11 protein-coding genes are annotated in these 14023 nt (G+C 72.0%); all 11 read right to left on the bottom strand.

The window, feature by feature from the left end; all coding sequences use genetic code 11:
- Complete coding sequence (ftsZ, locus tag ACFYU9_RS30255; RefSeq protein ID WP_389346817.1) at window positions 1-1212, bottom strand: cell division protein FtsZ; 1212 nt, start codon at window positions 1210-1212, stop codon at window positions 1-3.
- Window positions 1213-1491: 279 nt separating this feature from the next.
- A complete protein-coding gene (locus ACFYU9_RS30250; RefSeq protein ID WP_389346815.1) occupies window positions 1492-2271 on the bottom strand; it encodes a cell division protein FtsQ/DivIB in 780 nt (259 codons plus the stop codon).
- Window positions 2272-2301: 30 nt separating this feature from the next.
- Window positions 2302-3390 carry an undecaprenyldiphospho-muramoylpentapeptide beta-N-acetylglucosaminyltransferase gene (gene murG, locus ACFYU9_RS30245; protein ID WP_389216164.1) on the bottom strand — a complete coding sequence of 363 codons (1089 nt, stop codon included), beginning with the start codon at window positions 3388-3390 and terminating at the stop codon, window positions 2302-2304.
- A gap of 6 nt (window positions 3391-3396) precedes the next feature.
- Window positions 3397-4740, bottom strand: coding sequence for a putative lipid II flippase FtsW (gene ftsW / locus ACFYU9_RS30240; protein ID WP_389216161.1), 1344 nt, complete (start codon window positions 4738-4740; stop codon window positions 3397-3399).
- Window positions 4741-4798: 58 nt separating this feature from the next.
- Entirely contained in the window at window positions 4799-6238 is a 1440-nt protein-coding gene (murD, locus tag ACFYU9_RS30235; RefSeq protein WP_389346813.1) for a UDP-N-acetylmuramoyl-L-alanine--D-glutamate ligase, read from the bottom strand.
- A complete protein-coding gene (mraY, locus tag ACFYU9_RS30230; protein WP_389216155.1) occupies window positions 6220-7290 on the bottom strand; it encodes a phospho-N-acetylmuramoyl-pentapeptide-transferase in 1071 nt (356 codons plus the stop codon). The genes murD and mraY overlap by 19 nt, the downstream gene beginning before the upstream one ends.
- Entirely contained in the window at window positions 7287-8717 is a 1431-nt protein-coding gene (murF, locus tag ACFYU9_RS30225) for a UDP-N-acetylmuramoyl-tripeptide--D-alanyl-D-alanine ligase (protein ID WP_389216152.1), read from the bottom strand. Before murF ends, mraY begins: the two co-directional genes overlap by 4 nt.
- A gap of 4 nt (window positions 8718-8721) precedes the next feature.
- Window positions 8722-10401, bottom strand: a complete 1680-nt coding sequence (locus ACFYU9_RS30220) for a UDP-N-acetylmuramoyl-L-alanyl-D-glutamate--2,6-diaminopimelate ligase (RefSeq protein ID WP_389346809.1) — start codon at window positions 10399-10401, stop codon at window positions 8722-8724.
- A 35-nt stretch (window positions 10402-10436) separates the two neighbouring features.
- Window positions 10437-12398, bottom strand: coding sequence for a peptidoglycan D,D-transpeptidase FtsI family protein (locus ACFYU9_RS30215; RefSeq protein WP_389216146.1), 1962 nt, complete (start codon window positions 12396-12398; stop codon window positions 10437-10439).
- Between the two features lie 3 nt (window positions 12399-12401).
- Complete coding sequence (locus ACFYU9_RS30210) at window positions 12402-12860, bottom strand: septum formation initiator family protein (RefSeq protein ID WP_389346807.1); 459 nt, start codon at window positions 12858-12860, stop codon at window positions 12402-12404.
- 47 nt (window positions 12861-12907) lie between these two features.
- Window positions 12908-13867, bottom strand: coding sequence for a 16S rRNA (cytosine(1402)-N(4))-methyltransferase RsmH (rsmH, locus tag ACFYU9_RS30205; RefSeq protein WP_389216140.1), 960 nt, complete (start codon window positions 13865-13867; stop codon window positions 12908-12910).
- Window positions 13868-14023: the final 156 nt, after the last annotated feature.

The following is a 14023-nucleotide window of genomic DNA, read 5'->3' as shown; positions in this document are numbered from 1 at the left end:
TCACTTCAGGAAGTCCGGGACATCCAGCTCTTCGGCCTGGGTGTCCGGGTACGGGCGGGCCGGCGGGACCACCGGCGGGGCGACGGGCGGCAGCGGGGTCTCGCTGACCGGCGCCGACTCGACCGGGGCCACGCTCTCCTCGCGCGGGGTCACCGTGCCCAGGCCGCCCAGCGGGCGGGGGGTCTCGGCGGCGCGCGGGGCCGGGGCCGGCTCCTCGCGCTTGGCGGAGACCGAGCCGATGATGTTGTCGCGGCGGGCCGGCGGCTGGCCGCCGTCGAAGCCGGCCGCGATGACGGTGACCCGGACCTCGTCGCCGAGGGCGTCGTCGATGACGGCGCCGAAGATGATGTTGGCCTCCGGGTGGGCGGCCTCGCTGACCAGCTGGGCGGCCTCGTTGATCTCGAAGAGACCGAGGTCGCTGCCGCCGGAGATGGAGAGCAGCACACCGCGGGCGCCGTCGATGGACGCCTCCAGGAGCGGCGAGGAGATCGCCATCTCGGCGGCGGCCACCGCGCGGTCGTCGCCGCGGGCGGATCCGATGCCCATCAGGGCGGAACCGGCCTCGGACATGACCGACTTGACGTCGGCGAAGTCGAGGTTGATCAGACCCGGGGTCGTGATGAGGTCGGTGATGCCCTGGACACCGCTGAGGAGCACCTGGTCGGCCGACTTGAAGGCGTCGAGCACGGAGACCTGGCGGTCCGAGATCGAGAGCAGCCGGTCGTTCGGGATGACGATGAGGGTGTCGACCTCTTCGCGGAGCTCGGCGATGCCGTCCTCCGCCTGGTTGGCGCGCCGGCGGCCCTCGAACGTGAACGGGCGGGTGACCACACCGATCGTCAGGGCGCCGAGCGAGCGCGCGATGTTGGCGACGACGGGCGCGCCGCCGGTGCCGGTGCCGCCGCCCTCGCCGGCGGTGACGAAGACCATGTCGGCCCCCTTGAGGACCTCCTCGATCTCCTCGCGGTGGTCCTCTGCCGCCTTGCGACCGACTGCCGGGTTGGCCCCGGCCCCGAGGCCACGGGTCAGTTCACGGCCGACGTCGAGCTTGACGTCGGCGTCGCTCATCAACAGCGCCTGAGCGTCGGTGTTGATGGCGATGAACTCGACGCCCTTGAGGCCGACCTCGATCATTCGGTTGATGGCATTGACACCACCGCCGCCGACACCGATGACCTTGATGACTGCGAGGTAGTTCTGCGGTGCTGCCACGTCGAAGGCCTCTCGCCTCGAGTTACGTGTCGCCGTTTCGCGGTGGTAGCGCGTCGCGGCGACGGATGCCGATGGGGACGGTCCGAAACGCCGACCCAAACCCTAACGTTGAAGTTTAGGGTTACTAGTGTCCCTGTTCGCTGGACTCTTCCGAACAGGACACTAAGTCGACAAGTGGCGCACGTTCAACGAACACGCCGAACCTCCCGTTTTTCTTTTCACCCTATGTGATCACCCGTAGCCCTGGCCAACCAGGGGGCTGGCCTGGGCTGATGGGCGTCAACTCCGCGACGAAGCGGGTGCGGTGGGGGCACTTACATCGAAGTGCCCCGCTTTGGGAGTCGCGTTCATCAGCGCGGTGAGGACGCGGGCCTTCACCGGCCCGTCCTCGCCGCTGCCCCAGAAGACGCTGCGGCCCTTGCCGAGCTCCAGAATGATGGAGTCGAAGGACGTGATCCGGACGACACGGACGTCTTGGGCGATTTTCTCCGGGAGTTCGCCCGTCACGCCTACGGCGACGTCGAGGAGCCGCTCCGCGTCGAAGCGGCGCAGGCTCGGCGAGGCGGCGACGTCGAGGACGAGCCGGGGTACGCCGCGGGGCGGGGTCGGCACGGTGGCGAAGCGCACACCGCCGGAGTCCACTTCGACGAACTTTCCGCCGTTTTGGAGGAGCAGGACCGGCCGACGTTCCGTCACTTTCAGACCGATTCCGTGCGGCCACGACCGTACGACGTCCACGCTGTCGATCCGCGGCAGCTCGCGGCGCAGCCGCGCCTCGATGCCGTCGGTGTCGACGGAGACCAGCGGCGCGCCGAGCGGCACGGCCGCGACACGCTCGACCTGGTCCGGGGTGAGCACCTCCGTGCCGGAGGTGCTCACCTTCTCGACCCGGAACCAGGTGGAGCCGTACAGCGCCCAGATGCCGCCGGCCAGCAGGACGACGGCGGCGAGGCCGAGCAGGAGGGCGCGCGGGCCGGGCACCGGGAACCTCCGGGTGCCCGCCGGGGCCGGCCGCCGCGGGGCGCCCTCGGACCTGCCGCTCGCGCTCTTCCCTGCCACGTCTCTCCTCGCCGTGGGCGCCGTTGCCGCCTAGCGGCGGGCGGCGATCGCCTCGTACACCATGCCGACGAGCAGGTCGTCGGCGTCCCGGCGGCCGAACTCGGCGGCGGCGCGGGACATCTCGTACAGCCGGTGCGGATCGGCGAGCACGGGCAGGACGTTGCCCTGCACCCACTGCGGCGACAGCTCCGCGTCGTCGACGAGGAGTCCGCCGCCGGCCTTGACCACCGGCTGGGCGTTGAGCCGCTGTTCGCCGTTGCCGATGGGCAGCGGGACGTAGGCGGCCGGGAGTCCGACGGCGGAGAGCTCGGCGACGGTCATCGCGCCCGCGCGGCAGAGCATCATGTCGGCGGCGGCGTACGCGAGATCCATCCGGTCCACGTACGGTACCGGCACGTACGGCGGCATTCCGGGCATGTTGTCGACACGCGGCAGTTCGTTCTTCGGGCCGACCGCGTGCAGGATCTGGATGCCGGAGCGCTGGAGCACCGGGGCGATCTGCTGCACGACCTCGTTGAGCCGGCGTGCGCCCTGGGAGCCGCCGGAGACCAGCAGGGTCGGCAGGTTCGGGTCGAGCCCGAAGGCGGCGCGCGCCTCGGGGCGCACGCGGGCGCGGTCGAGGGTCGCGATCGAGTGCCGCAGCGGGATGCCGATGTAACGGGCGTTGCGGAGCTTGGAGTCCGGGGTGGCGACGGCGACCCCGGCCGCGTACCGCGAGCCGATCTTGTTGGCCAGGCCGGGCCGGGCGTTGGCCTCGTGGACCACGATCGGCACGCCGAGCCGCTTGGCGGCCAGATAGCCGGGCAGGGCCACGTAGCCGCCGAAGCCGACCACGCAGTCCGCCTTGGTGCGCTCCAGGACCTGCTCGGCGGCCTTGATGGTGCCGCGCAGCCGTCCGGGGACGGTGATCAGCTCGGGCGTGGGCTTGCGGGGCAGCGGCACGGCGGGGATGAGCGCCAGCTCGTAGCCCCGTTCGGGGACCAGCCGGGTCTCCAGGCCGCGCTCCGTGCCCAGCGCCGTGATGCCCACGGTGGGGTCCTGCCTGCGCAGGGCGTCCGCGAGGGCGAGCGCGGGCTCGATGTGGCCGGCGGTACCTCCGCCGGCGAGGACGACATGCACCGAAATTCACCGCTCTCCGGACGGTCGCTTCTTGACGCGCCGTCGCATCGACTTCCATCTCCCCCCGGCCCGCTTGCCCCAGCCGGGGCGGCGCATGGCCAGGGCCGCTTTCGCGGCGGGTTCCTGTCGCGCGAACGCGATCAGCAGCCCGACGGCGAACATGGTCGGCAGCAGGGCCGACCCCCCGTAGGAGAACAGCGGGAGCGGGACTCCGGCGATCGGCAGCAGACCGAGCACCGCACCGATGTTGATCACGGCCTGCGCCGTGATCCAGGTGGTCACGCCTCCCGCGGCATACCTGACGAAGGGGTCCTCCGTGCCTCCGGCCACGCGGATACCCGCATAGCCTAGAGCCGCGAACAGGGCGAGCACCGACAGCGTCCCCGCCAGACCCAGTTCCTCCCCGGTGACGGCGAAGATGAAGTCGGTGTGCGCTTCGGGGAGTTGACCCCATTTTTCCACACTCGCGCCCAGACCGGAACCGAACCATCCGCCCGAGGCCAGAGCATAGATCCCGTGGGCGGCCTGCCAGCACGGGTCGCCCGCGCCGCCCGGGTCGCTGGCGCCGAGGCAGCCGAAGCGTTCCATGCGGTGCGGGCTGGTCTTGATGAGCAGGGCGCCGATCGCGGCGGCGACTCCGAGTACGCCGACGAAGAGCCGGGTGGGCGCGCCGGCGGTCCACAGCAGGCCGAACAGGATCGCCGTGAGGATGATCGCCGTGCCCATGTCACCGCCCAGCATGATCAGGCCGAGCAGCAGAAACGTTCCGGGCACCAGCGGGACCAGCATGTGCTTCCACTGCGTGAGCAGCTTCATGTCCTGTTTGCGGGCCAGCAGATCGGCGCCCCACAGGATCAGCGCCAGCTTGCCGAACTCGCTGGGCTGGAGCATGAACGGGCCGCCCAGCGAGATCCAGTTCTGGTTGCCGCCGACCGCGACCCCTATCCCGGGGATCTGGACGAGCACCATCAGGAAGATCGCCCCGAGCATGATCGGGTAGGCGAGCGCCCGGTGCAGCTTCACCGGCATCCGGGAGGCCACCAGGAGCAGTCCGCCGCCGAGCAGCGCCGCGAGGAACTGCTTGCGGAAGAAGTACGAGGGCACCAGGTCGTAGCGGAGCGCCGTGATCATCGAGGCGGAGTAGACCATCACCAGGCCGAGCGCGGTGATGAGCAGTCCGGCGCCGACGATCACGTAGTACGCGGTGAGCGGCCGGTCCCAGGCCCTGCGGGCCCGCTCGTACAGCCCCCGCGGCCCGCCCGGGCGCCGGCCGCGCGGCGCGGCGGGAGCGGGCCGGCCGCCCCCGCGCGCGGCGGCGGCCTTTCGCGTCCCGGCGGTTCTGCTCGGCATGGTCGCTGTCCCCTCCAGTCGTGCCCGGCCCGCGGCCGGGACCCTTCCGCTGGTCAGGTCAGGCGCGCCCGGTGGCGGCGAGCGAGCGGACGGCGTCCGCGAAGGCGTCGCCCCGCTTGTTGTAGTTGGTGAACATGTCCATCGACGCACAGGCCGGGGCCAGGAGGACCGTGTCCCCCGGCTGGGCGAGCGCCGCCGCCTCCTGGACCGCCGCGGACATCGCCCCAGTGTCGGTCCGGTCGAGGTCCACCACCGGGACTTCCGGGGCGTGTCGCGTCAGGGCTTCGCGGATCAGCGCGCGGTCCTGGCCGATCAGGACGACGCCGCGCAGCCGCTTGGCCGACTTCTGGACGAGCTCGTCGAAGGTCGCGCCCTTGGCGAGGCCGCCGGCGATCCAGACGATCGGGTCGTAGGCCGCCAACGAGGCTTCCGCGGCGTGGGTGTTGGTGGCCTTGGAGTCGTCGACGTAGACGACGCCCTCGATCTCCTCGACCGTCTCGATGCGGTGCGGGTCGGGCCGGAAGGCCCGCAGCCCGTCCCGTACGGCCTTCGGCTCGACGCCGAAGGCGCGCGCGAGGGCGGCCGCGGCGAGCGCGTTGGCGATGTTGTGCGGGGCCGGCGGCTGGACGTCGGAGACCTCGGCCAGCTCCTGGGCGTTCTTCTGCCGGTTGGGCACGAAGGCCCGGTCGACGAGGATGCCGTCGACCACGCCGAGCTGCGAGGGGCCGGGCGTGCCGAGGGTGAAGCCGATGGCACGGCAGCCCTCCTCGACGTCGGCCTCGCGGACCAAATCCTCGGTGACCTGGTCGGCCACGTTGTAGACGCAGGCGACCTGGTTGCCCTCGTAGATCCGGCCCTTGTCGGCGGCGTACGCCTCCATGGAGCCGTGCCAGTCGAGGTGGTCGGGCGCCAGGTTGAGCACGGCGGCCGAGTGGGCGCGCAGCGAGGGCGCCCAGTGCAGCTGGTAGCTGGACAGCTCGACGGCGAGGACGTCGTAGCGCTCCTCGCCGAGGACGGCGTCGAGCAGCGAGACCCCGATGTTGCCGACGGCGGCCGTCTTCAGGCCGGCCGCCTCCAGGATGGAGGCGAGCATCCGCACGGTCGTGGTCTTGCCGTTGGTGCCGGTGACCGCGAGCCAGGGCGCGGCCTCGGGGCCGCGCAGGCGCCAGGCCAGCTCGACGTCGCCCCAGATCTCCACGCCGGCCGCCTCGGCGGCCCGGAAGAGCGGCTTGTCGGGCTGCCAGCCGGGCGCCGTGACGATGAGCTCGGTGCCGGGCGGCAGGGTCGCCCCGTCGCCGAGGCGGGCGGTGATGCCCGCCGCCTCGAGATCGGCCGCCTGGGCCCTGGAGCGCTCGTCGTCGCCGTCGTTGACGACCGTGACGACCGCGCCGAGGCCGTGCAGCGCGCGGGCGGCCGGGATGCCGCTCACGCCGAGGCCGGCGACGGTGACCTTCTTGCCCTGCCAGTCCAGCTGTTCGCTCACTTTTCGGATGCCCATCCCGCGTAGAAGATGCCCAGGCCGACGATGACGTAGATGCCCTGGATGATCCAGAACCGGACGACCACCAGGACCTCTGACCACCCCTTGAGTTCGAAGTGGTGCTGGAGGGGCGCCATCCGGAAGACGCGCTTGCCGGTCATCTTGAACGAGCCGACCTGGATGACCACGGACATCGTGATCATCACGAACAGGCCGCCCAGGATGGCGAGCAGCAGCTCCGTACGGGAGCAGATGGCGAGACCGGCGAGCGCGCCGCCGAGGGCCAGCGAGCCCGTGTCACCCATGAAGATCTTGGCGGGCGAGGTGTTCCACCACAGGAAGCCGAAGCAGGCGCCCATCAGGGCGGAGGCGACGACGGCGAGGTCGAGTGGATCGCGCACCTCGAAGCAGGCGTTCGGGTTCGTCAGGGTCATGGCGTTGGCGCACGACTCCTGGAACTGCCAGAGCCCGATGAAGGTGTAGGCGCCGAAGACCATCACCGACGCGCCGGTGGCCAAGCCGTCCAGACCGTCCGTCAGGTTCACGCCGTTGGACATGGCCAGGATCATGAAGAGAGCCCAGACCACGAAGAGCACCGGGCCGATGTACCAGCCGAAGTCGGCGATGAAGGAGAGCTTCGTGGACGCCGGGGTGTTGCCGCGCGCGTCGGCGAACTGCAGCGAGAGCACGGCGAAGGCGATGCCGACGATCAGCTGGCCGGCCATCTTCGCCTTGGCCCGCAGGCCCAGCGAACGCTGCTTGACGATCTTGATGTAGTCGTCGAGGAAGCCGACCAGGCCCATGCCGGCCATCAGGAACAGCACCAGGACGCCCGAGTACGTCGGGTCCTCACCGGTGATGACCTTGGCCAGGGCGTAGGCGATGAGGGTGGCCAGGATGAAGGAGATGCCGCCCATGGTGGGCGTGCCCTTCTTGCCGGCGTGGCCGCGCGGGCCGTCGTCGCGGATGAACTGGCCGTATCCCTTGCGGGCGAGCAGCTTGATGAGCAGCGGGGTGCCGATCAGGGTCAGGAAGAGCCCGATGGCCCCCGCGAAGAGGATCTGCCTCATCGGCCGGCACCCTCACCCTCGGCGCTGTTCTCGAGCAGTGCCATGGCGACCCGCTCCAGACCCACCGACCTGGAAGCCTTCACCAGGACGATGTCCCCCGGCCGCAGCTCACTGCGCAGCAGGTCGACCGCCGCCTGCGCGTCGGACACGTGCACCGACTCCTCACCCCACGAACCCTCGTTATAGGCGCCCAGTTGCAGCCAGGACGCTTCCCTGTCCCCGACCGCCACGAGCTTGCTGACGTTGAGCCGGACGGCGAGCCGTCCGACCGCGTCGTGCTCGGCGAGCGAGTCGTCGCCGAGCTCGGCCATCTTGCCGAGCACCGCCCACGTACGGGAGCCCCTGGCCTGTGCAGACCTGCCCATGGCCGCGAGCGCGCGCAGGGCGGCTCGCATGGACTCGGGGTTCGCGTTGTAGGCGTCGTTGACGATCGTCACGCCGTCCGGACGCTCGGTGACCTCCATGCGCCAGCGCGACAGGGTGCCTGCCTCGGAGAGCGCGGTGGCGATCTCCTCGGCGGCCATCCCCAGCTCATGGGCGACGGCGGCCGCGGCGAGCGCGTTCGACACGTGGTGCTCACCGTACAGGCGCAAGGTCACGTCGCTGCACCCGGTGGGTGTGTGAAGCCTGAAAGAGGGCTGTCCGTTCTCCGTGAGCCGGACGTTCTCGGCCCGTACGGCCGCTTCGTCCGCTTCTCCGAACAGTGTCACCTTGGCCTTGGTACGGGAGGCCATGGCACGGACGAGGGGGTCGTCGGCGTTGAGGACGGCGACGCCGCCGTCCTCGGCGGCCGGCAGCGCCTCGACCAGCTCGCCCTTGGCCTGGGCGATCTGCTCGCGGCCGCCGAACTCGCCGATGTGCGCGGTGCCCACGTTGAGGACGAGGCCGATGCGCGGCGGGGTCAGTCCGGTGAGGTAGCGGATGTGGCCGATTCCGCGCGCGCCCATCTCCAAGACGAGGTGGCGGGTGCCGGCGTCGGCGGTGAGCGCGGTGAGCGGCAGGCCGATCTCGTTGTTGAGCGAGCCGGGCGTCCACACGGTCGGCGCGTGCTTCTGGAGGACCTGGGCGATCAGGTCCTTGGTGGAGGTCTTGCCGGCCGAGCCGGTGAGCGCGACGACATCGGTGCCGAGGCGCTCGACGACGGTGCGCGCGAGGGCGCCGAGCGCCGCCTGGACGTCGGCGACGACGAGGGCGGGCACGCCGACGGGGCGGGCGGCCAGCACGGCGACCGCGCCCGCCTGGACGGCGCGCTCCGCGTAGTCGTGGCCGTCGACGTGCTCGCCGGCGAAGGCGGCGAAGAGGCTGCCGGGCTTCACCTGGCGGGAGTCGATGACGACGGGACCGGTGACCTGGACGGTCGGATCCGGTATGTCGTGCGGCTGCCCGCCGACGATTTCGGCGATCTCGGCGAGGGAGAGGGCGATCACTGCTTCATCCCTGACTGTTCTGGTGACGGGAAGCGTCCTGCTGCCGGCTGGCAATCGCCTCGCGCAGGACCTGACGGTCGTCGAAGGGGCGCACCACGCCGGCGGTCTCCTGGCCCTGCTCGTGGCCCTTGCCCGCGACCAGGACGGTGTCGCCCGGCTCGGCGCGGGCCACGGCGGCGGCGATGGCGGCGGCACGGTCGGCGTCGACGAGGACCTGGCCGCGCTCCTCCCGCGGCACCCCGGCGGCGCCGGTGAGCATCGCGGTGAGGATCGCGAGCGGGTCCTCGGAGCGCGGGTTGTCCGAGGTGAGGACGGCGGTGTCGGCGAGCCGGGCCGCGGCGGCGCCCATCGGGCCGCGCTTGGTGACGTCGCGGTCGCCGCCGCAGCCGATGACGATGTGCAGCCGGCCCCGGGTGACCTCGCGCAGCGAGCGCAGCACCGACTCGACGGCGTCCGTCTTGTGCGCGTAGTCGACGACGGCGAGGTACGGCTGGCCCGCGTCGACCTTCTCCAGACGCCCGGGCACGCCGGGGACGGCGGCGACGCCGTCGGCGGCGGTCTGCGGGTCGATCCCGGCGGCGGCGAGGGTGACGATCGCGGCGAGGGTGTTGGCCACGTTGAACGGGCCGGGCAGCGGGGCGGTGGCGGAGATCCGCTCACCGGCCGGGCCGACGACCGTGAAGGTGGAGTCGGCGGCGCCGGTGACGACGTCCTCGGCGCGCCAGTCGGCGTCCGCGGCGCCGGTCGCGGAGAAGGTGACGACCGGGACGGCCGCCTCCTTGGCGAGCCGGCGGCCGTAGGCGTCGTCGGCGTTCACCACGCCGAGCCTGCTGCGCTCGGGGGTGAACAGACGGGCCTTGGCCTGGAAGTAGTCCTCCATGTCGGAGTGGAACTCCATGTGCTCCGGGCTCAGGTTGTTGAAGACGGCGACGTCGAAGACGCAGCCGTCGACCCGGCCGAGCACGAGCGCGTGGCTGGAGACCTCCATGGCGACGGCCTCGACGCCGCGTTCGCGCATGACGGCGAACAGGGCCTGGAGGTCGGTGGCCTCGGGGGTGGTGCGCTCGGACTTGATGCGCTCGTCGCCGATGCGCATCTCGACCGTGCCGACGAGGCCGGTGGCCTTGCCCGCGCCGCGCAGCCCGCCCTCGACGAGGTAGGCGGTGGTGGTCTTGCCGGAGGTGCCGGTGATGCCGATCTGCAGCAGTTCCGCGCCGGGCCGGCCGTAGATCTCGGCGGCGAGCTCGCCCATCCGGCCGCGCGGGTCCTCGACGACCAGGACCGGCAGGCCGGTCGCGGCGGCGCGTTCGGCGCCCGCCGGGTCGGTCAGGACGGCGGCGGCGCCGAGCCCCGCGGCCTGGGCGACGAAGTCGGCGCCGTGTGCGCGGGCCCCGGGCAGGGCCGCGTAGACGTCACCGGGGCGGACCGCCCGCGAGTCGTGCGTGATGCCCGAGATCTCGACGTCACGGCCGGAGCCGCCGGAGGTCTCGGTGCCGAGCCGCGCGGCGAGCTCGCCCAGGGGTGTCGGGCGGACCCGCTCCGGGCGGGGCGGGGTGGTTCGGTACTGATCAGCGTGTGGCACGGCGGTGAGCGTACCGGGCGCACCCTGCGCAGGGCTAAATCGAGCCGTTGCGTCGCTGGAGTTCGATTTCCGGTTCCCGGAATGTGGGGTGATCGTTCTCACTGGTGCTCCCGGAGTTTCACGCGGTGTTACGGCTTTCAGGGTTTGAACGTCACCGGGAGCCGGGCGGGCTGGCTGCCGGTCGGCGGGATGTGCAGGGTCTTGAGGGCGAACTCCATCACCTTCTTGTAGATGGGTCCGCAGATCTGGCCGCCGAAGTAGCTGCCCTTGGTGGGGTTCTGGATGGCGCAGTAGACGGCGATGCGGGGCTGGTCGGCCGGCGCGAAGCCGGCGAAGGACGCGGTGTAGCCCTTGTAGCGGCCGAGTTCGGGGTCGACGCGGTTGGCGGTGCCGGTCTTGCCGGCCACCCGGTAGCCGGGGATGGCGGCCTTGGTGCCGGTGCCCTCCTGGTCGTCGACGACGGACTCCAGCATCTTCGCGAGGGTGGTGGCGGTCTTCTCGCTGACCACCCGGCTCTCCTTGGGCGCGGGTGCCGGGGTGAAGCGCCCGTCGGGGCCCTTGATGCCGCGGACCAGGGTCGGCTCGATCCGTACGCCTCCGTTGGCGATGGTCGAGTAGACGGAGGCGGCCTGCATGGCGCTGACCGACAGGCCCTGGCCGAACGGGATCGTGTACTGCTGCGAGGTCGACCAGTCCTGCGGCTTGGCGAGGATGCCGGGGGTCTCGCCCGGGTAGCCGAGCCCGGTGGGGCTGCCGATCCCGAACCTGCGCAGGTAGTCGTAGAGCACCTGGTTGGCCTCGGGCTGCGTCTTGCCGAGCTGGCCGGTGGCGAGGATGGTGCCGATGTTGCTGGACTTGGCGAGGACGCCGTTGAGCGTCAGGTACCAGGTCGGGTGGTCGATGTCGTCGCCGAAGAGGCGGTCGCCGCGGTGCAGCCGGTTGGGCACGGTGACCCGGGTGTCGGGGGCGGCGACGCCCTCCTCCAGGACGGCGGCCATGGACATGACCTTGGCGGTGGAGCCGGGTTCGTAGGCGTCCTGGAGGGCCGCGTTGCCCATGGCGGTGGCGTTGGCCTGGGAGAGGTCGTTGGGGTCGAAGCCCGGCGCGTTGGCCATGGCCAGGACCTCGCCGGTGCGGGTGTCCTGGACGACGACGTAGCCGCGGTCGGCCTTCGACTTGCGGACCTGCTCGGTGATGGCCTGCTGGGCGGCCCACTGGATGTCCCGGTCGATGGTCAGCTCGATGGTCGAACCGGGGACGGCCGGGGTGCCCTGGGAGCCGGCGGTGGGCACGCGGCGGCCGCCGGACTGGGCGAAGCGGATCTTGCCGTCCTGGCCGGCCAGCTCCTTGTCGAGCATGGACTCGATGCCGCCGGCGCCTCGGCCCTCGGCGTTGACGTAGCCCAGTATCCCGGCGGCCAGCTCCCCGTTCGGGTACACCCGCTTGGTGACCGGCTCGCTCAGGACGCCGCCGAGCAGGTTGACGCCGTTGCCGCCGTGGGCGGGCGCGGCCTTCTGCTCGTAGACCTTCTTCAGGTCCTTGATCTGGTTCCAGACCTGCGGGGTCTGCTTGCGGGCGAGCACGGTGTAGCGGGATCGGGGCGTGCGCAGCTTCTTGGCGAGCTCGGCCGGCTCCTTGCCGAGGATCGGCGCGAGCAGCGCCGCCGCCTGCTCCGGGGCGTCGCGCAGCTTGGCGTCCTCGGGCGTGAAGAGCTTGGGGTCGGCGGTGATGTCGTACGCGTCGACGCTGGCGGCCAGCGCGATGCCGGCCCGGTCGGTGATCTCACCGCGGTCGGCGGTGAGGGTGTACTCGAGGTAGCGGTGCTTCTCGGCCTTCGCGGCGTACGCGGCGGCGTCCACGGCCTGCACCTGGAGCAGCCGCACCACGAAGGCCAGCATGACCAGCGTCAGGCCCAGGGAGACCAGCCGCAGCCGCGGCTTGGGGCTGCCGAGCCGGATCGTGCGCGCCTTGGCGGCGGGCCGGGCCGCGGGCCGGCGCGGCGGCGCGGACCGCTGGGCGGGGCGCTGTGCCGGTCGGCGCGGCTGTGCGGGCCGGGCGGGGCCGGGCACACGGCGGCGCGGAGGCTCCTGGGAGGGCACGGGTCACCTGCCGGAGGTCGTCGGGGCGGTCGCGGGAGCGGTCGGGGCGCCGGTCGCGGGCGGCTTCGGCGTGCCGGTCCCCCTGGCGGGCGGGGCCTGGGTCGCGGGCGGGGCCGGCGGCGGGGTGGGGCGCGGCGAGGGCTTCGGGGAGACGGCCACCGAGGGCACTCCCCGCACCCGGCCGTCGGGGTCCAGGAAGGCGGGGCTGCCGCCGGGCACCATGCCGAGCTCGCGGGCGCGCCGCTCCAGGGCGTCGGGGGCGGCGCTGTCGTCCACGTCCCGCTGGAGGGCCTGCTCCTCGTCGGTGAGCTCGGTGGTCTTCTTCCGCAGCTCGCTGAGCTTGAACGAGCCCTGGTTGAGGGCCGAGTTGAGCATCAGGAGCGTGATGAGACCACCGCCGAGCAGCAGCACGACGAGCAGGACGAAGGGGGTGCGGGCCGCGGTGCTCGGCCCGGAAGGCATGAGCCTGCCGAGCCTGGCGGCCCGTCCTTTCAAAGGCCCCTTCCGGTTCACGGCTCCACGTCCTCCCTGATCCGCTCCGCACCCCTCAGACGAGCGGGAGCGGCGCGGCGGTTCTCCTCGATCTCCGCCTCGGTGGGGAGCTCGGCGCCGCGGGTCAGGAGCTTCAGGCGGGGCTGGTACTGCTCGGGTACGACGGGGAGGCCGGGCGGCGCGGTGGTCGCGGCGCCCGCCGCGAAGACCTGCTTGACCAGCCGGTCCTCCAGGGAGTGGTACGACAGGACGGCGATCCGGCCGCCGACGGCGAGCGCCTTCACCGCGGCCGGGATGGCCCGCTCCAGGACCGACAGCTCGCCGTTGACCTCGATCCGCAGGGCCTGGAAGGTGCGCTTGGCCGGGTTGCCGCCGGTGCGCTTGGCGGCCTGCGGCAGCGCGTCGCGGATCAGCTCGACCAGCCGGGCGCTGTTGGAGAAGGGCTCCTTCTCGCGCTCGCGGACGATCGCCGACACGATCCGCTTGGCCTGCTTCTCCTCGCCGTACGCGCGCAGGATGCGGACCAGCTCGCCGGCCGGGTAGGTGTTGAGGACCTCGGCCGCGCTCATGCCGGTCGTCTGGTCCATGCGCATGTCGAGCGGGGCGTCCTGCGCGTAGGCGAAGCCGCGGTCGGCCTCGTCGAGCTGCATGGAGGAGACGCCCAGGTCGAACAGGACGCCGTCGACGCGCGGGATGCCGAGCCGCTCCAGCACCTCGGGCAGCTCGTCGTACACCGCGTGCACGAGCGTGGCGCGCTCGCCGTACGGGGCGAGCCGCTCGCCGGAGAGGCGCAGCGCCTCCTTGTCCCGGTCGAGCGCGACGAGCCGCACCTCCGGGAACTGCCGGAGCAGCGCCTCGCTGTGCCCGCCGAGCCCGAGGGTGCAGTCGACGACGACGGCGCCGGGGCGTCCGAGGGCGGGGGCCAACATGTCCAGACACCGCTGGAGCATCACCGGGACATGTCGGTCGTTGCTCAAGGCGCCCTCTCAGATCCGGCGGAGACAGGTACCACCGGCGAGCGGAAGGAGGCCGAGCCGCAGGTACCGCCGCACTTACGGGGAGAAACGGCGGAATTCGCTCGATGTCTCCGTGAACTTCGCGCCACTTTAGTCCACCGGACCCGCCGGTCAACC

It is taken from the genome of Streptomyces sp. NPDC004327 (genome assembly GCF_042873935.1).
GTDB lineage: Bacteria > Actinomycetota > Actinomycetes > Streptomycetales > Streptomycetaceae > Streptomyces.
The sequence above is the reverse complement of the archived record's forward strand: the minus strand, read 5'-3'. Positions and strand labels throughout refer to the sequence as shown.

Bases quoted from the DNA above. Each gene is read 5' to 3' on its own strand.
- ftsW (WP_389216161.1), bottom strand. From the start codon at position 4,740: ATGCCGAGCAGAACCGCCGGGACGCGAAAGGCCGCCGCCGCGCGCGGG.
- murD (WP_389346813.1), bottom strand. From the start codon at position 6,238: ATGGGCATCCGAAAAGTGAGCGAACAGCTGGACTGGCAGGGCAAGAAG.
- mraY (WP_389216155.1), bottom strand. From the start codon at position 7,290: ATGAGGCAGATCCTCTTCGCGGGGGCCATCGGGCTCTTCCTGACCCTG.
- ACFYU9_RS30210 (WP_389346807.1), bottom strand. From the start codon at position 12,860: ATGCCTTCCGGGCCGAGCACCGCGGCCCGCACCCCCTTCGTCCTGCTC.